13 protein-coding genes and 1 tRNA gene are annotated in these 16,687 nt (G+C 73.2%); 5 read left to right on the top strand and 9 right to left on the bottom strand.

The genetic code is table 11. The features are described from left to right. Positions 1-73: 73 nt before the first annotated feature. On the top strand, positions 74-706 hold the full coding sequence (locus ACFYZA_RS02290; protein ID WP_388486402.1) for a hypothetical protein: 633 nt from the start codon (positions 74-76) through the stop codon (positions 704-706). 81 nt (positions 707-787) lie between these two features. On the opposite strand, the gene ACFYZA_RS02285 is transcribed toward ACFYZA_RS02290, so the two are convergent. From ACFYZA_RS02285 to ACFYZA_RS02275, 3 genes are all read right to left on the bottom strand, one after another. Continuing rightward, positions 788-1,489 carry a ribonuclease H gene (locus ACFYZA_RS02285; protein WP_388486399.1) on the bottom strand — a complete coding sequence of 234 codons (702 nt, stop codon included), beginning with the start codon at positions 1,487-1,489 and terminating at the stop codon, positions 788-790. Between the two features lie 174 nt (positions 1,490-1,663). Next, positions 1,664-2,104: a lamin tail domain-containing protein gene (locus ACFYZA_RS02280; protein WP_388486397.1), complete on the bottom strand. Its 441-nt coding sequence runs from the start codon at positions 2,102-2,104 to the stop codon at positions 1,664-1,666. A 319-nt stretch (positions 2,105-2,423) separates the two neighbouring features. Next, positions 2,424-2,497: transfer RNA gene (locus tag ACFYZA_RS02275), tRNA-Met, on the bottom strand. A 192-nt stretch (positions 2,498-2,689) separates the two neighbouring features. Between ACFYZA_RS02275 and ACFYZA_RS02270 the strand changes: the two genes are divergently transcribed. Further along, positions 2,690-2,875, top strand: coding sequence for a hypothetical protein (locus ACFYZA_RS02270; RefSeq protein ID WP_382584450.1), 186 nt, complete (start codon positions 2,690-2,692; stop codon positions 2,873-2,875). 105 nt (positions 2,876-2,980) lie between these two features. Here the strand turns inward: ACFYZA_RS02270 and ACFYZA_RS02265 are convergent, their stop codons facing one another. The 4 genes from ACFYZA_RS02265 to ACFYZA_RS02250 all read right to left on the bottom strand — a co-directional run bounded on the left by ACFYZA_RS02265 (position 2,981) and on the right by ACFYZA_RS02250 (position 9,669). After that, the gene (locus tag ACFYZA_RS02265) at positions 2,981-4,030 is read right to left on the bottom strand and encodes a PHP domain-containing protein (protein ID WP_388486394.1); all 1,050 of its coding nucleotides are present in this window, start codon (positions 4,028-4,030) and stop codon (positions 2,981-2,983) included. Positions 4,031-4,259: 229 nt separating this feature from the next. Next, on the bottom strand, positions 4,260-4,646 hold the full coding sequence (locus ACFYZA_RS02260; RefSeq protein ID WP_388486392.1) for a hypothetical protein: 387 nt from the start codon (positions 4,644-4,646) through the stop codon (positions 4,260-4,262). 152 nt (positions 4,647-4,798) lie between these two features. Then, positions 4,799-5,686 (bottom strand): C40 family peptidase, encoded by an 888-nt coding sequence (locus ACFYZA_RS02255; RefSeq protein ID WP_388486390.1) that lies wholly within the window; start codon positions 5,684-5,686, stop codon positions 4,799-4,801. A gap of 218 nt (positions 5,687-5,904) precedes the next feature. After that, complete coding sequence (locus tag ACFYZA_RS02250; protein WP_388486388.1) at positions 5,905-9,669, bottom strand: helix-turn-helix domain-containing protein; 3,765 nt, start codon at positions 9,667-9,669, stop codon at positions 5,905-5,907. Positions 9,670-10,068: 399 nt separating this feature from the next. On the opposite strand from ACFYZA_RS02250, the gene ACFYZA_RS02245 reads away from it, so the two are divergent. Next, a complete protein-coding gene (locus ACFYZA_RS02245) occupies positions 10,069-11,853 on the top strand; it encodes a M4 family metallopeptidase (protein WP_388486386.1) in 1,785 nt (594 codons plus the stop codon). Positions 11,854-11,911: 58 nt separating this feature from the next. On the opposite strand, the gene ACFYZA_RS02240 is transcribed toward ACFYZA_RS02245, so the two are convergent. After that, complete coding sequence (locus ACFYZA_RS02240; RefSeq protein WP_388486383.1) at positions 11,912-12,805, bottom strand: hypothetical protein; 894 nt, start codon at positions 12,803-12,805, stop codon at positions 11,912-11,914. Positions 12,806-12,960: 155 nt separating this feature from the next. Further along, entirely contained in the window at positions 12,961-14,304 is a 1,344-nt protein-coding gene (locus tag ACFYZA_RS02235) for a serine hydrolase domain-containing protein (protein WP_388486381.1), read from the bottom strand. A 349-nt stretch (positions 14,305-14,653) separates the two neighbouring features. Between ACFYZA_RS02235 and ACFYZA_RS02230 the strand changes: the two genes are divergently transcribed. Both ACFYZA_RS02230 and ACFYZA_RS02225 read left to right on the top strand, forming a co-directional pair. Further along, positions 14,654-14,860: a hypothetical protein gene (locus ACFYZA_RS02230; RefSeq protein WP_382584473.1), complete on the top strand. Its 207-nt coding sequence runs from the start codon at positions 14,654-14,656 to the stop codon at positions 14,858-14,860. 162 nt (positions 14,861-15,022) lie between these two features. After that, positions 15,023-16,567 carry a carboxylesterase/lipase family protein gene (locus ACFYZA_RS02225; RefSeq protein WP_388486379.1) on the top strand — a complete coding sequence of 515 codons (1,545 nt, stop codon included), beginning with the start codon at positions 15,023-15,025 and terminating at the stop codon, positions 16,565-16,567. Positions 16,568-16,687 lie beyond the last annotated feature (120 nt).

The following is a 16,687-nucleotide window of genomic DNA, read 5'->3' as shown; positions in this document are numbered from 1 at the left end:
GTGCCCGTACACAGGGGAGGCGCGTAACATCCGGCAGCAATCACGTACGCACACACCCCCGGAGGAACGACTCGTGCCGGACAGCACCACGCTCCAGTCCCAGTACGCCGCCCAGATCCAGAGCGACCTGGACAGCAACGTCGCCGAACGCGAACAGATCGCCGGCCAAATCAGCACGCTCCAGGAGCAGTTGAGCGTCCTGGAGGACAACCACGCACTGCTCGCGTCCATGCAGCAGGCGATCGGCCCCGGCTCCCCCGCGCCGGCCAAGGCGAAGGACAAGGCCGCGAGGAAGACCGCCGGTGCCGCCGCACCGCGGATCCCGCAGGCGCGCAAGGCGGCGAAGTCCGCAGCTCGCGCCCCGAAGAAGCAGGCCCAGCCGGCCGCCAAGGCCAAGGCGTCCGGGAACGCCCCCACCCTGCGGGACCTCGTCGCGAGCCACCTCGCCCAGAGCGGTGAGCCGCGCTCGGCCGCCGAGATCACGGCGGGCCTCACCGACGCACACCCGCAGCGCAACATCGCCGGCACCGTGGTGCGCAACACCCTCGAAAACCTCGTGGCCAAGGGGCAGGCGCAGCGCACCCGGCAGAACCGGTCCGTCTTCTACACGGCTCCCGACGGGACCGACACCGCCACCCCGAAGGAGTCGGCGGGCCGCGACGCCAAGAAGGGGGAGGACGCCGTCACCCCCGCGACCACCGGCTGACCCGGTGCGGAGCCGGACCGGCCGGCCATCCCGGAGCCATCTGCGGAGCCACCCACCCACGAGGTGACAGGGCCCCGTGCCTCATGCCACAGGGCCGCAGTCCGGGTGGCCCCAGCCGCCCTCGCGCTTCATGATGGGAGTACCCGCGGCATACGGCTGCCCACAGGGGCAGCGGCCCGGGAACTTCGCCTTGATGGTCCGCGGCTTCCCCGAGGAGGCCGGCTTGGCCGCGGACGATGTCCCCCGCACGGCGGCGGGCCTGGCCCGCGTCGCGGTGGCGCGAGCCGGGGCCGGCACCGGCAACTCCTGGTCGCCCAGCGCGGTACCGGCGGCCCGCTGCGAGGTCGCCGCATCGCTCGCGGCCTGGTCGGCGATCGCGTTCAGCGGGTCCCCGCCCACCTGGTGCGCGGGGACATGGATGAATTCCACATCCCGTTCGGCGAGCAACTCGTCGATCCGCTCGACGAGTTCACGGTTGGCGACCGGCTTGCCGGCCGCGGTCTTCCACCCGTTGCGCTTCCACCCAGGCAGCCACTGGGTGACCGCCTTCATGGCGTACTGGGAGTCCATCCGCACCTGCATGCGGGTGCCCGGCGCCACCGCTTCGAGGAGGCGCTCCAGGGCGGTGAGCTCGCCGACATTGTTGGTGGCGGTGCCGAGCGGGCCCGCGCCCCAGCGCTCCGGCCGGCCCTCCGGGCCGGCGATGACCCAGCCCCATCCCGCTGGGCCCGGGTTACCCTTCGACGCACCATCACAGGCGGCAACAACAACACGATCAGACATTGCGCCATCATCCCACCGCCGCTCGCTCATCAGGAAATCCCCTCCCGGCGGTGACCCGGCGCTCGTCCGGTCGGGCGCGGCGGGCGCGGCGACGGCGACGGCCGGCACTCCCCTCCCGAGGTGCCGGCGGTCGTCAACTCCCTTCATACGCCCGTCACTTGGCGCATCACAGGCTCAGTGGCGACCCCAGGACCTGGTGACGACGACGTGGCTGCGGCTGTCGCGCAGGGTGGCGGTGTCCCCGGTGTTGTTCCACACGTAGGCGCGGCGGTTCTGGTAGACGTCGCCACGGGTGTTGCGGCCGATCCCGGTGTGCACGCGCACCGAGGTGTGGCCGCCCAGAGTGAAGGCGCCGAAGGTGTACACGTGGTGGCTGCGGTCGCTGAGCGTCCAGCCCTTGAGGCTGACGGACGAGCGGCCGGTGTTGCTGACGGTGACCCACTCGGCGTTGAGGCTGCGCTGCGAGCCGTCGTCCTTGCCGGGGCTGTCGTACTGGATGGCACCGAAGGCGATCGGCGAGCGCGGGGCGGCGGTGGCCGGCAGGGCGGTGGTCCCGGCCAGTGCGGCTCCGGCGGCCAGGACGGCGAAGACACGGGCTATGGAACGTGCGGACATGGAAACCCCCAGTTCAGGACGGTGTGCAGGGTCTGCTCGACCGTCCGGCGGTGCGAAGGTCCGGCTCTTCTCGTTGCCGGACAGCCACACTCTGGACCCGATCCGCACCAGCTGAGGCAAGTAGTTCAACGCGTAACAGAACGCGGACATCGACACACCGTCAGGTCTCCCGGCGCGCACTCCCCCGCGCGCGGCGGCCCCAACGAGCCGCGCCCACAGGGGAGTCACAGCACGGTGCGTCCAGGTGGCATACCCCCATGTATGTGCCCGGCACACACTTCGGCCCCCCGGCACTGGGTGCCGGGGGGCCGAAGTTCCGTAGCGGGGACAGGATTTGAACCTGCGACCTCTGGGTTATGAGCCCAGCGAGCTACCGAGCTGCTCCACCCCGCGTCGATGACTCCACCCTACGGCACGTGGAGCGGGGCGCCGACCACTCCGGCGCCGGCTCCCCCTCGCCCTGTCGAGCCGCGTGACCCAGCCCCCGGCGACGGATCACGGTGCGTCACAGCTCGACGCGCGCCGGGTGAGGGGGCGTGGCACCGTGAAGGGGTTGGATCCCCCCACACGCAGGAGTGAATCTCGATGGGTAAGGCCGAGAAGTTCCGGGACAAGGCGCAGCAGGCCGCCGAGCAGGCCAAGGAGAAGGCGGCTCGGACGCGGGAGCAGATCTCCGGTCGCTCCGGCGACTCCGACGCGCGCCGACAGGCGCAGGAGCAGCAGGAGCGGACCGAGCAGGCCATGCGCGACGCCGGGACCGACCGCGGCTGACGCCGCTCGCGGTACGCCGCGGGAGCCGGGGCCCTCACCCACTACGAGGTGGATGCCCCGGCTCTCGCGCGCGTTGGCCGTTTCGCCCGCGCGGGGCCGGCCCGTTCACCCGCGCCCGGCCACCCCCGAGGGGACCTTTCGGGTGCGGGTCCAGGTCAGCAGGTCGTCCATCGGCCAGGTCGTGATGACGCGCTCCGGTGGGACGCCGCATTCCTCGGCGCGGGCGCAGCCGTAGATCTGCCAGTCGAGCTGTCCCGGGGCGTGGGCGTCGGTGTCGATGGCGAACAGGACGCCCGCCTCGACGGCCCGGCTCAGGAGGCGGCGCGGTGGGTCGAGCCGCTCCGGGCGGCTGTTGATCTCCACGGCGGTGCCCGCCTCGGCGCACGCCGCGAAGACGGCGTCCGCGTCGAACTCGGACTCGGGGCGGCCGCGCCCGGTGACGAGGCGTCCGGTGCAGTGGCCCAGGACGTCCGCCAGTGGGTTGCCGACGGCCGCGACCAGGCGGCGGGTCATCGCGGCGGCGTCCATGCGGAGCTTGGAGTGCACGGAGACGACCACGACGTCGAGCAGGTCGAGCAGCTCGTCCTCCTGGTCGAGCGAGCCGTCGTCGAGGATGTCGCACTCGATGCCGGTGAGCAGCCTGAACGGCGCCCAGCGCTCGTTGAGTTCGGCCACCACCTCCAGCTGGTCGCGCAGGCGCTCGGGGCTCAGCCCGTTCGCGACGGTCAGGCGGGGCGAGTGGTCGGTGAGTACGGCCCATTCGTGGCCCAGCTCGGCGGCCGTGGCGCCCATGTCGTCGATGGTGCTGCCGCCGTCCGACCAGTCGGAGTGCAGATGGCAGTCGCCGCGCAGTGCGGCGCGCAGGGTCTCGCCGCCCGCCGCCAGGGGCGCCGCGGCCTCCAGCTCCGACTCGAGGCGCTGGAGGTAGGCCGGCACCTGGTCGGCCAGTGCCTCGCGCACGACCTGGGCGGTCTTCGGGCCGATCCCCTTGATGGATTCGAGCCGCCCTTCCACCGCCGCGCGTGCCGCGAGCTCGTCCGGGGGCATCTCCCTGATCGCCGCGGCGGCGGTACGGAAGGCCTGGACGCGGTAGGTGGCGCCTTGGCCGCGTTCGAGCAGGAAGGCGATCCGCCTCAGGGCCGCCACCGGGTCCATGGACACCTCCCGCGCGTGCGCCCGCCGTGCGGACGAGCCGACATCCGTTCCTCCCAGCTTCCCTCAGCCCCGCCTCGCCCGCAGTTTCGCGGGGTGCGCGCGCCGGGTCACGCTCCCACCCCATGGCACCCCTTGTATGAAGCGCCTGAACATGGCGTCCCCACACATGTGGCCGGGCCACCCGTCGGGGGATCGACGGGCGGCCCGGTGCTTCAGTGTGGTGCCGGGGTCAGCACTGGCGCAGGCCCGGGGCCGGGTCCTGGCCGGTGTGCAGGCTGACGGCGGGGACGTTGCCCCAGGCACCGTTGTCGAGCTGCGTCCAGTACCAGATGTCGTTCTGGCCCTGGTGCGGGTCGCCGTGGCCCCAGCACACGAACCAGTTGAACCCGGTGTTGAGCGTGCCCCGGGTCGCCGAGCGGTAGGAGCGGTCGGCGTAGCCCTTCGCGCCGACCGCGTTGCCGCAGTACAGCCGGCCGTCCGAGCGGACCCCGCATTCGGCGGCGGGCGCGGCGGCCTTGGCGGGTGCGGCGACGGCGGCGGGCAGGCCGGTCGCGGTGAGGCCGGCGGTCAGCGCGGTGGCGGAGAGGAACAGGGCGATCTTCTTGCGAGTGTTCACTGCGAGCTCCTGAAGAGTGACGGGTGTGGTGCGTGAGGTGTGATGCGTGGCGCGTGAAGCGCGGTGTGTGAGGTGCGGTGTGTGAGGGGCGGTGCCGGCATGGGGCGGGCCGCGAGGGTGGTGTGTGGCGCCATGGGTGCCGGGCCGGGTGTTCAGGCGCAGGTGGGGACGCCGTCGAGCCAGGCCGGTCCCTGGATGTAGATGTTGGTGATCCACGCCTTGTAGTCGGGCAGGTACGACCAGGCGTCGTTGCGGTAGCCGTCGGCCTCGACGAGCTGGGCGTGCTTCTGGCAGCCGACCTTCACCCGCGTCGGTCCCGCGAACTTGTTGACCCGGGCGCTGGTCGTGGACGGTTCGGCGTGCGTCCACACATCGGTGCCCCAGGTCGAGAAGGTGCCGTTCTGGTCCGGGGTCCCGCCGATGCGTACGGCGCCGTTGTAGTCGCCGCCCAGGCGCACGTCGCTGACCATCACATGGGTGCCGGACTGGCGGGCCTCGACCATCTTGCCCGCGCCGAGGTAGACCGCGATGTGGTGGATGGAGTTGGCGCCGCCCCACGCCATCAGGTCGCCGGGCAGCAGCGGCCCGGTGCCCTGGGCCGCGCCGAAGCGGGCGGTGACCCGGGAGGAGTGGTACTGGCTGTTGGCGGTGCCGGCCAGGACGTCCTGGCCGGTCGCCCGGGCGTAGGCGTACCGCACCAGGCCCGAGCAGTCGAAGCCGAGCCGCTCCGGGTCGTGGTTGCTGGCCGGGTCGGTGGGGTCCACCTGCCCGTAGGTGGCGCCGGGTTGCGGGCCGTGGCCGCCGCCCCACGTGTACCAGATGCCGAGCTGCGAGCAGGCGGCGCGGACCGCCGCTTCCGCGGTGGCCGAGGCGCCGGGAGCGAGCACGTCGCACCCGCCGGCGGCCGCTGCGGCCCGGGCCGCCGGTGCGGGCAAGTGGGTTGTGGCAGAGGAGAGTTGGGCGGTCGGCACGATGGCGCAGGCCGCCACGATGCCCGCGGCGACGAACGTCCGTCGCGCCCTGGCAAGGGTGTGGTGCATGTGTGTGTTCCCCGTTTCGTCGTACGTGTGCCGGGTCGCTGCCCGGTCGTGTGCCGGGTCGCTGCCCGGTCGGCCGCGAGGTGCTCCGGTGCGGAGCGGGATCATCTGTCGCGGTGCGTTCGAGACTGGGCCGCGCAGGGGGTCGCTGTCGAGGACCCGGGTGTCTCCTGTGCCGTCGGGAAACGGGAAACACCTGGGAAACGCGGTGGGCGTGCGGGTCAGTCGGGGGGCGGGCACAGCGGCCGGTAGGGCAGGTCGGGCAGCAGTCGCGCCCACCGGTCGCGGCCGGTGTCGCCCAACAGACGGCACACCTCGCCCTGTTGACGCGGTACGTCGGTGTTCCAGAGCCGTACGGTTCCGTCGTTGCTGCTGCTCGCCAGCGTGCCGGGCAGGCCCGGGTCGAAGGTGACGCCCCAGACGGCTCCGGTGTGGCCGCTCAGGGTGGCGAGTTGTCCGGAGCCGGCCGGGTTCCACAGGCGTACGGTCTGGTCGCTGCCGCTGCTCGCGAGGGTCTTGCCGTCGGGGCTGAAGGCGACCGCGCGCACCGATCCGCTGTGTCCCGCGAGCGTCCGGGTCGCGGTGCGGCGTGCCGGGTCCCACAGGCGCACGGTCCCGTCGTTGGCCCCGCTGGCCAGGGTGTGGCCGTCGGGGGCGAAGGCCACGGACCGTACCGAGCCGGTGTGGCCGCGCAACACGAAGCGCGGCCCGCCGGTGGGGTCGCGCACGTCCCACAGACGGACCGTCAGGTCGTCGCTGCCCGTGGCCAGGGTGTGTCCGTCGGGGCTGAAGGCGACCGCGTTGACGAAGTCGCCGTGGCCTCGGAGGGTGGCGTACGGGCGCCGGGTGGCGACCGTCCAGAGGGTGGCGGTGCGGTCGGCGCTCGCGGAGGCGAGCAGACGCCCGTCGGGCGAGAAGGCGAGCGCGAACACCGAACCGGTGTGGCCGGTGAGGGTCGCCTCCGCGCGGCCGGTCGCCGTGTCCCAGAGCCGGACGGTCCGGTCGGCACCGGCGGAGGCGACGAGGCGGCCGTCGGGTGAGAACGCGACCGCGAACACCGAGCCGTCATGGCCGGTCAGCGTGGCGCGCAGGCGGTGGTGGGCGACGTCCCACAGCCGTACCGTGCGGTCCGCCTGCGCCGAGGCGAGCAGGCTGCCGTCGGGTGAGAACGCGGACTGCCAGGCCTCGGTGAACGGCCGGGCGGTGAGCGCCGAGCGGCCCGGGTCCCACAGCACCACCGACTGGTCGAATCCGCCGGTGGCCAGGCGTTCGTCGGGTCCGGCGGCGACGGCCAGGACGTAGTCGGTGTGGCCGGACAGGGTGGCGACGAGGCGGTGGTTGACGGCGTCCCACAGTTTGACGGTGCCGTCGCCGCCGGCGCTGATGACGGTGTCACCGGTGCGCGTGAAGGCGACGGCGTTGACGTCGTCGCTGTGCCCGGTCAGGACGCCGCGTGCCGTTCCGTCGGGCAGGTTCCACAGCCGTACGGTGCGGTCGGCGCTGCCGGACGCCAGGGTGTGGCCGTCGGGACTGAAGGCCACGCCGAGCACTTGGTCGCTGTGGCCGGTCAGGACCATCGACGGCTGACTGCCCGTCACATTCCAGAGCCGTACGGTGCGATCCGCGGAGGCGGAGGCCACCGTCCGCCCGTCGGGGCCGAAGGCGACCGACATCACCGCGTCGCCGTGGCCGGGCAGCACCGCGCGCGAGGTGCCGCCCGGCACGTCCCACAGGCGTACGGTGCGGTCGACGCCGCCGGACACGAGGGTGCGCCCGTCGGGGCTGAACGCCACGGAACGGACCGGCCCTTGGTGCCCGGCCAGGGTCGCGGTCATGCGGTGCGTGCCCGCGTCCCAGAGCCGCACGGTGCCGTCCTCGCCGGCGGTCGCCAGGCGCGCGCCGTCGGCGGAGTAGGCGAGGGAGGTGACCTCCCCGGTGGGGCCGGTCAGGGTCGCGGTGGCCCGGTGGCTCGCGGTGTCCCAGAGCTTCACGGTCGCGTCCGAGCTCGCCGATGCGAGGGTCCGGCCGTCGGGGCTGAACGCGACGGAGTTGACGGGCCCCGCGTGGCCGCGCAGCCGTCCCTCGAAGGACTGCGCCTGCGTGCTGAGCAGGGCGCCGCGCGCCTGCGGGGTGCGGTCGGTGCGGTAGGCGTCGGAGGCGAGCAGCATCGAGGCCTCCGGCTGACCGGCGGCGAGCGCGCCGGAGCGCACGGCCAGCGCCTGCGACTGGGCGGTGCGGCTCTGCTCCAGGGCCCGCCGGCTCTGCTGGAGGGCGAGGGCCCCGGCCGTCACCGCGAGTGCGAGGAGTCCGGCGAGGGTGACGAGCAGGGTGCGGCGGACGCGGACCTGGCGCCGCGCCACGCGCTCCCCGCGTCCCTCCTCCGCCTCGCACGCCTCGATGAAGTCCCTTGCCTCCGGGCCGAGTTGGCTGCGGTCGTGGGCGTGGCGCGACCGCTCGCGCACGGCCGCGAGCCGGCTGCCGCGGTAGAGCAGGCTCGGGTCGCGGCCGGCCCGTACCCACTGGGTCGCGGCGTCGAAGACCTCCTGGCGCACCACGAGGCCCGCACGGTCGGCGTCGATCCAGCCGCGCAGGCGCGGCCAGGCGTGCAGGAGTGCCTCGTGGGTGATCTCGACCGTCTCGCTGCCCGCCGTGACGAGGCGGGCCCGCACGAAGGCGTCGAGCGCGCGGGCTCCGTGCGCGGGGTCGCTCAACTGCCGGAGCAGGAGGGCGCGTTCTACGGGTTTGCGGGTCTGCGCGCTGTCGTCCGCCACGTGGACGAGGCGGACCAGGAGCTGGCGGGCCGTGAGTTGTTCGGCCGGGTCGAGGCGGGCGTACACGGACTCGGCGGTGCGGGCGACGGCGCCGTGGATGCCGCCGGTCGTCTCGTAGCCGGCCACGGTCAGGGTGCGGCTGGTGCGTTGCTGCCAGGTGACGAGCAGCGCGTGGGCGAGCAGCGGCAGCGAGCCCACGGAGGCCGCCGAGTCGGTGCCGAGGTCCCTCAACAGGAGTTCCACCAGGCCGGGTTCGAGGCTGAGTCCGGCTCGCTCGGCGGGTCCGGTGATGGCCTGGCGCAGCTGGGTTCCGGACATCGGGCCGAGCGCGAACAGGCCGTGGGTGAAGACCTCCACGAGGTGGGGGTGGTCGAGACATCGGCCGCAGAAGTCGGCGCGCAGGCCGACCACGACGGCGGCCTGCGCGGCGCCGTCGTCGGCGGTGCGCGCGGTGGCAAGCGCGTGCAGCACGGCGACGAAGTCGCGGCGCTCCCGGTCGTCCTCGCAGAGGGTGAAGGCCTCCTCGAACTGGTCGACCACGAGGACGAGTCCGGGCGGGCCGCCGCGCGCCGCCGAGGCGTCGAGCAGGGCGCCGGGCCGCGCGGCCAGCGCCTCGGGGGTGATCTCCGCGCCGGCCGCGCCGAGCACATCGGCCGCGCAGCGCAGAAGTTCCTTGAGCGGATGGGCGGTCGGGGTGCACACCACGACCGGCCAGCGGTCGGATCCGGGTACCGGAAGGGCGCCCCGGCGCAGTGCGGGCAGCAGCCCGGCCTGGAGGAGCGAGGACTTCCCGGCCCCCGAGGGGGCGACCACCGCGAGCGGTCCCCGGCCCATCCGTTCGGCGAGCCGGCCGGTCAGCTCGGCCGTGGCGCTCTCCCGGCCGTAGAACCACTCGGCGTCCTGCGGGCCGTAGGCGGCGAGCCCCCGGTAGGGGCACAGGGCGGTCTCGGCGGGGCCGCCGTGGGCGGTGCGGGCCGCGGGGACGGCCGGCGGGTTCGCCACCAGGCGCAGCAGGGCGCCGCCCGCCTCCAGGACCTCGTCGCAGCGGCGGGCGACGTCGAGGGTGGGCGGCTTGCCACCGTTCTCGATCTTGCTGAGGTACCCCTTGCTGTAGTGGATCGAGCGGGCGAGCCCGGTGAGGGACACCTTGCGCAGGCCTCGCAGGCGGCGCAGCTCGGCTGCGAATCCGTCGGCCGTTTCGTCGTCCGTTGGCACGGGCCCTACCTTTCCGTGACGGGCGGGGCGTACGCCGGAAAAGGGCGAACTTCGTCCGGTTCCGGTCGGCAACAGCCGTACGCGACGGGTTCGTTCGGCAAGCCGACGAAACGTCGTCGTAGAAGCGAACGAACGTGCGCCGCCGAGGCAACCGATGCGCCCGATCCCGCATCTGGGCCGGTGAACGGGAAGTTGGACACCTTCTGGCCACCTCGAACACCAGCAATTGTTAAATCTGGGTTCCGGGAGCGCAGAAAGTCGATCATCCCTCTTTACATGTTCATGCCAGGCATAGCAGGGTTCCGGCCGGGACCTCATGGTCCCCGCGGTGCACAACAGCACCGTGCGTACGGGTGGTTGTTGAGCCGACCGCCCCCGCACCTCTAAGGACCTACCACCGTGCGTACACCCCACATACGCAGCCTGGCGATAGCCCTGGCCGTCACCTCGGCCCTCACCGTCACGGCGGGAGGCGGGGCCACGGCCCTCGCCGCACCGTCCGCCCCGGGGGCCACCGCCCCCGCCGCGAACGCCGGTTTCCAGCCGGTGATCGACGCGGCCCGCACCGCCGCCGTCACCCACGCCTCGGCCACCGGGGTCGGCAAGGACGACACGCTTCAGGCCACCGACGTCCTCGTCGACCCGGACGGAAAGCAGCACGTCCGGTTCGTCCGCTCGCACCGGGGCCTCCCGGTCCTCGGCGGCGACCTGGTCATCCACCTCGACAAGAGATCCGCCTACACCGGGGTGACCCGCGCGCTGCGCCAGCAGGTCGAGGTCGCCACCACCAGCGCCAAGCTGACGGCAGGACAGGCCCAGGCGAAGGCCGCCGCCACCGCGAAGGGCACCGCCGGTGCCGCCCAGCTCGTGGTGGACGCCCGCGCCGGACGCTCGGCCCTCGCCTACCGGATCCAGGTGACGGACAGCTCCACCGCCGAGTCCGGCTCCCGCACCGTGGTCATCGACGCGGCCAGCGGCGCGGTCCTCAGCAACGCCCCGGCGAGCGACTCCTTCCTGTCGCCCCGGGTCCAGGAGAAGCTCCGCGCGAGCGGCCAGAAGCTCAACCCCGCCCTCGGCACCGCCGCACCCGCCCCGCTCGCCTCCTCCAGGGCGACCGGCTTCCCCGCGCAGGCCAACGGCACCGGCCAGTCCCTGTTCGTCGGCAGCGTCCCGCTGATCACCACGCAGACGGCGAAGAGCTCCTTCACGCTGAAGGACCCGAGCCGCGGCCAGACCGAGACCCGCGACGCCGGCAACAAGGAGCTGGAGCAGTTCTCCGGCGGCAAGGCGTTCACCAGCACCACGGACCGCTGGGGCACCGGCAGGGCGAGCGACCGCGCCACCGCGGCCGTCGACGCGCAGTACGGCATCACCAGCACCCTGGACTTCTACAAGAAGACCTTCGGCCGCGACGGGATCAAGAACGACGGCGCCGGCGCGCACGCCCTCGTGCACTTCGGCAACAAGGTCGGCAACGCGTTCTGGTCCTCGGACTGCGGCTGCATGCTCTACGGCGACGGTGACGGGCAGACCTTCGCGCAGCCCCTCGTCGTCCTGGACGTCACCGGCCACGAGCTCACCCACGGTGTCGTGGACGCGACGGCGAACCTCCAGCCGACCCGGGTCGACGCCGACGACAACCAGTTCGGCGAGCCCGGCTCGCTCAACGAGTCGCTCGCCGACATCTTCGGCAGCAACGTCGAGTTCACCACCAACAACCCGAACAACCCGCCCAACTACCTGATGGGCGAGAAGCTCGGCCTCCAGCAGAAGTTCCTGCGCCGCCTCGACAAGCCGTCCCTCGACAAGCTCGAAGGCACGGTCGACTACTGGTCGAAGGCGTCGTACGACACCGAGGTGCACGCGGGTTCCGGCGTCTCCTCGCACGCCTACTACCTGCTGGCCGAGGGCAGCGGCAAGAAGACCATCAACGGCGTGGCCTACGACTCGCCGACCTACGACGGCTCGACGGTGGCCGGCATCGGCCGGGACAAGGCGACGGCGATCTTCTACCGGGCGCTCACCCGGTACATGGTCTCCACGACCGACTTCCACGACGCCCGCACCGCCACGCTGAGCGCGGCCGCCGACCTCTACGGCGCGAGCAGCACCGAGTACAAGACGGTGGACAAGGCCTGGGCCGCCGTCAACGTGACCGCGGCGAACGCCCCGGCCCGCGGCTGATCCAGCCCGTCCGCTGCCGCCCCGCGAACCGTGGGGCGGCAGCGGCATGTCCCGAGCGCTACGGCACCAGGGTGTCGAGCGGGATCATCACCACGTCACTGGTGGGGCGCGACAGATGCAGTGCCGTGTGGAAGGAGCCGTCGCACTCCTTGCCCGCCGGGTCGAGCCCCGCCGCGGTCACCGTGTCCACGGCGTAGCGCTGTTCGGCCCGGTCCGTGAAGCGCCGCTGCGGGAAGGTCGTCCCGGTCCGCTCGGTGGCGAGGCCGAACGCCGCGAGAGCGCCCGCGATGTCGTCGTACGAGCTGGTGCGCAGCACGAACGCGGCGACCCACACCGGTCCGTGGGCCGCGCACAGCAGCGGCCGGAAGGTGCGCTGCGACAGGAAGGTGGTGCCGCCCGTGACGGTGATGAGGCGGACGTCCTGTACCGCGCGGCGCAGCGCCGGGCTCGGCGGCGCCTCCTCCAGGTCCTCGGCGAACCCCTCGGCGAGCAGCCCGACGGCCCGCCCGTAGGCGACGGCACGCGGCGCCCGGTCGAGCCCGATGACGCGGACCTGGTCGCCGCGGCGCCGGGCGGCGTAGAACTCCCGGTCCCAGTCGGCCAGTTGGGCCGGAGTCTTGGCGGCGGCCTCGCGCGAGGTGTAGCGCTCGTAGAGGTCGTCCAGGGTCACCTCGTGGTTGAGCAGGGCCGCGTTGATCCCGTACGAGCAGCACAGGTCAAGGACCGTCAGAGGTGCGGACCCGGCCGGCGAGAGCGCCGTGCGCAGCCGTCGGAAGACCCGCTGGGCATGGCCTGGCGTGCGGTATCCGAGCGGGCAGAGCGCCCGGAAGTAGGCTCGCGGGTCCGGCTGGTCGTAGATCGCATCGAACCGGGACATCCCGGGCATGGCGACGGTGTCCGTCACTCCCACCCCGCCGGTCGCTCCCGAGCCGGTCCGCCGGTCGTCGGTCATCGTGTGCCCGTCCCTTCTCTCGCCACCCCCGATCCTCGCCAGAGCATGCGGACGGCGGCGGCCGTTGGGAACACGGCCCGAACGAATCAGGCCATGCCCAACTACCCTGGAAACAGAGTCAGTTGTGTCTCCAGGGGCAGTCGGTCACAGGCGGGTCAGTGGCGCGGGGCCAGGGCGGGAGCCAGGTCCTGGATGCGGGGCAGGGGTACGGCGGGCGCGACGGGCTGGTCCGAGCGCTCTCCCGCGCCCGTTCCGCACAGCGCCTGGAGATAGAACCCGCTGAACGCCTCGTCGATCGGGCTCGGCTCCAGCTTCCCGTCCGGGCCCACCCTCTGATACTTCATCAGGTTGTGGGCGAGGGACATCTGGCGCTTGCCGTCCGGGCTGGACAGGACGGCCGTACCGGCTCCGAAGACGGCCCCGTCATGTCCCCAGAACCGTCCGCACGGCAGGTCGAAGGCGTAGATGCCGAGGCCGTACCGCATCACGGTGGTGCCGTTCTCGTCGAGGACCGGAACCGTGGTCCGCATCTCCTGGAGCTGTGCGGCGGGCAGGAGCCGGCCGCGCAGCAGCGTGCGGTAGAAGTCGTTGAGGTCGCTCGTCGTGGAGACGAGCGCGCCCGCCGTCCCGGCCCAGGACATGTCGTACACGCTGTAGTCGCGGGGCGGGTCGATGAGCCCGTAGAACGACTCGTACATCTTGGGGTGTGGCCCGGACACATACGGCGAGCGCGGGAAGTAGGTGTCGCGGAGCCCGGCCTTCTTGATGACGTTGCGGGTGATGTAGGCCTCGGGGTCCTCCCCCGTGACCTTCTGGAGCAGCATCCCGGCGATGATGTAGTTGGTGTTGGAGTACGACCACGTCTCGCCGGGCTTGCCGGTGGGCGCCGCCGCGAGGCCGATACGGACCAGTTCCTCGGGCCCGATGTGGCGGAAGCGGTAGTCGTCCAGACTCCTGGCCGAGTTCCGCGCCAGCGAGGGGAACGCGCCCAGGACGTAGTCGCCGATGCCACTGGTGTGGTTGAGCAGCATCCGTACCGTGATCGCCCGCCCGCGCTCGCCGGGCACGGTCGTCGGCAGGTAGCGGCCGATCGGGGCGTCCAGGTCGACGCGGCCCTTGGCGACCTGCTGGAGCACGGCCACCGAGGTGAACGCCTTGGTCACGCTGCCCACGCGCTGCTCAAGCCGCGGCCGCATGGGCCGTCCGGTGTCGACGTCGGCGACGCCGGTGGCGCCCAGCCACTCCTGACCGCCGTCCCGGACCGACGCCACGGCGCCGTACATGCCCGCCGCGCGGACCGCGTCGAGGGAGGCGGCGAGCGCCTTGCGGTCGAGGCCCGCCGGGGCGGCGGCCGTCGTACCGGGAGCGGAGCCGGTGACGGCCGTGGGCGGGGCCGGCGCGGCCTGGGCCGGGCCGACGGTCGCGAGGAGAGCCATCGCCAGTGCCGCGGTGGTTCCGGCGACGCGGGCGCGACGGCGGTCCGGGCGGGATAAGTACATGGGGTCTTCCCTTCGGTCGGGCAACCGGGTGAGGCCGGCAACCGGGCCCAACTGTCGCAAGGGGCCCCAGCCGGGCAAATCCTCCCCGGGCACGATCTTGCTCGCGAGCGGGTGCACCGAACGGAGGAGCCGCTCTCGGCCACCGTGACCGGCGGGGGCCGCCGTGGGGCGGCCAGGGGGCGGCCGCCGTCGGGGCGCCGGAAGCGGCCCGGCCGCGGCGCGGTGTCACCTCCGGCAGGTGTTCCGCATGCGTCGGCGTGGTACCGGTGACAGGGTCGAAAGGCCGGGGTCCACCCGGCGTCCGCGGCCGGGCGGCCGGGCGCGGGCCGAGACGGAACAGGAGCCACCAGTGCGCCATCACATCGTTGCCGAAAGACTCCCCGACACCGACACCCTCAAGGAATGGCACATGGTCCGGGGCGAGGAGCAACACGCCATGTGCGGCGCCGAGTTGGTCCCCGGCGCCGAGGAACAGCCCGATGACGCCTGGGGTACGGAAACCGCCCACCCCTTCTGTCACACCTGCGGCGCGCTGTACCTGCGCGAAACCCCGTAGCCGGGCCACCCGGCGGGCGGCGCGCTCCCGCCCGCCGCCCTTCTCAAATGCCCTGACAGTCAGCGAAGTTGACGGAGCATCACAGCCTGGCTCGCCACCCCCTCGCCCCTCCCCCTTCCCGGCTTCGTATCGTGGAGTCCCGCTGCCGAGAAGGGACATCGCATGCCCGAGTCCACCCGCGCACCCGAGATCCGTACCACCGCCGGTTCCGTTCGCGGACGGATGGTGGACGGCCTGGCCGTCTTCCGCGGCATCCCGTTCGCCCAGCCGCCCGTCGGCCCCCTGCACCTGGCCCCTCCCGCGCCGGCCCTGCCGTGGGACGGCGTCCGTGAGGCGGTCTCGTTCGGACCCACTCCCCCGCAGTCGCTCGCGCTCGGATTCGGCTCCGGGCCCGAGACCACGAGTGACTCGGACGAATGGCTGACGGTCAACGTGTGGTCCCCTGACCCCGGTGCGACGACCCGGCTGCCGGTCATGGTGTGGATCTACGGCGGCGCCTACCTGGTCGGCTCGGCCGAGGGCCCCACCTATGACGGGGCGGCGCTGGCCCGCCGGGGCACGGTCGTCGTGACGTTCAACCACCGGGTGGGGGCGGAGGGGTACGGCCACTTCGAGGGCGCGGTGCCCAACCGGGCGCTCCTCGACCAGGTGGCCGCCCTGGAGTGGGTACGGGACAACATCGCGGCGTTCGGCGGCGACCCGGGCCGGGTGACCGTCTTCGGCGAATCGGCGGGCGCCGGCGCGATCGCCGCGTTGCTCGCGATGCCCAGGGCCACGGGCCTGTTCCATCGAGCGGTGGCGCAGAGCGTGCCGGGCTCGGTCTTCACCCCGGCGCTCGCCGCGGACGTCGGCGCGAGCGTGGCCGCGGAACTCGGCCTGCCGGCCACCCTGGAAGCCCTCGCCCCGGTCGCACCCAAGGCGCTGCGCGACGCGGCGGACGCCGTGCTCGGCGGGATCACGCGGCACGCGGCGCGCTGGGGCCGGATCGCGCACGCGCATCTGCCGTTCTCGCCGGTGGTCGACGGTGAGGTGCTGCCCCGTTCGCCCTGGGCGGCGCTGCGGGCCGGGCAGGGCAGCGAAGTGGAACTGATGGTGGGTCACAACCGGGACGAGGCACGGCTGTTCACCGTGATGTCGGGCCGTTCGGGGAGGATCACGCGGGAGGAGGCGGACACCGCACTGGAGCGGTTCGCGCCCGGGAGCGGGGGCGCGGCGGCCTATCGCGCGGCCCACCCGGACGCGGACCCGACCACGATGCAGGACCTGGTCATGTCGGACTGGCTGTTCCGGATGCCGAGCCTGCGTCTGGCCGAGGCGCACACGGCCGGCGGCGGCACCTCCTACCTCTACGAACTGGCGTGGGCGGCGCCCGCGTTCGGCGGGGCGCTCGGCGCCTGCCACGGCCTGGACGTGCCGCTGGTGTTCGGCAACCTGCTCGGCGGGATCGCCACGCTGGCGCTCGGCGAGGAGCCGCCGGCCGAGGCGTGGGCCGTCTCGGACGCGATGGGCCGGGCGTGGACCGCGTTCGCGGCGCACGGCGAACCCGGCTGGGCGCGCTACCGCACCGGCGAACGGCTGACCCGGGTGTTCACCACCGAGCCGGTCACCGTGCCGTACCCGCAGGAGGTCTCGCGCCGGATCTGGGCCGAATTCGACTTCGCGCCGCTGGAGTTGGGCGCGGGGGCGGGCCCCACGGCCGCCGCCTGAGAGCGGGCCCCGAGGGGGCGCGCCGCGTGCGCCGGGTGCGGCCGAGCGCGGGGCGTTGCGGGGAGTATGTCCGGTGCACGCCGGGTACACGCGTCCGGCAGGCGCGGTTTCGGCTCCCGG

The organism is Streptomyces sp. NPDC001828, assembly GCF_042892175.1.
Lineage (GTDB): Bacteria > Actinomycetota > Actinomycetes > Streptomycetales > Streptomycetaceae > Streptomyces.
Note: the sequence above shows the minus strand (reverse complement) of the source record. Positions and strands in the feature narration are given on the sequence as shown.

Excerpts from the sequence above, each read along its gene's own strand:
- ACFYZA_RS02225 (WP_388486379.1), top strand. The coding sequence starts at position 15,023 with ATGCCCGAGTCCACCCGCGCACCCGAGATCCGTACCACCGCCGGTTCC.
- ACFYZA_RS02265 (WP_388486394.1), bottom strand. The coding sequence starts at position 4,030 with ATGGACCCGGTGGCGGCCCTGAGGCGGATCGCCTTCCTGCTCGAACGC.
- ACFYZA_RS02270 (WP_382584450.1), top strand. The coding sequence starts at position 2,690 with ATGGGTAAGGCCGAGAAGTTCCGGGACAAGGCGCAGCAGGCCGCCGAG.
- ACFYZA_RS02280 (WP_388486397.1), bottom strand. The coding sequence starts at position 2,104 with ATGTCCGCACGTTCCATAGCCCGTGTCTTCGCCGTCCTGGCCGCCGGA.
- ACFYZA_RS02240 (WP_388486383.1), bottom strand. The coding sequence starts at position 12,805 with ATGACCGACGACCGGCGGACCGGCTCGGGAGCGACCGGCGGGGTGGGA.
- ACFYZA_RS02285 (WP_388486399.1), bottom strand. The coding sequence starts at position 1,489 with ATGTCTGATCGTGTTGTTGTTGCCGCCTGTGATGGTGCGTCGAAGGGT.
- ACFYZA_RS02255 (WP_388486390.1), bottom strand. The coding sequence starts at position 5,686 with ATGCACCACACCCTTGCCAGGGCGCGACGGACGTTCGTCGCCGCGGGC.
- ACFYZA_RS02235 (WP_388486381.1), bottom strand. The coding sequence starts at position 14,304 with ATGTACTTATCCCGCCCGGACCGCCGTCGCGCCCGCGTCGCCGGAACC.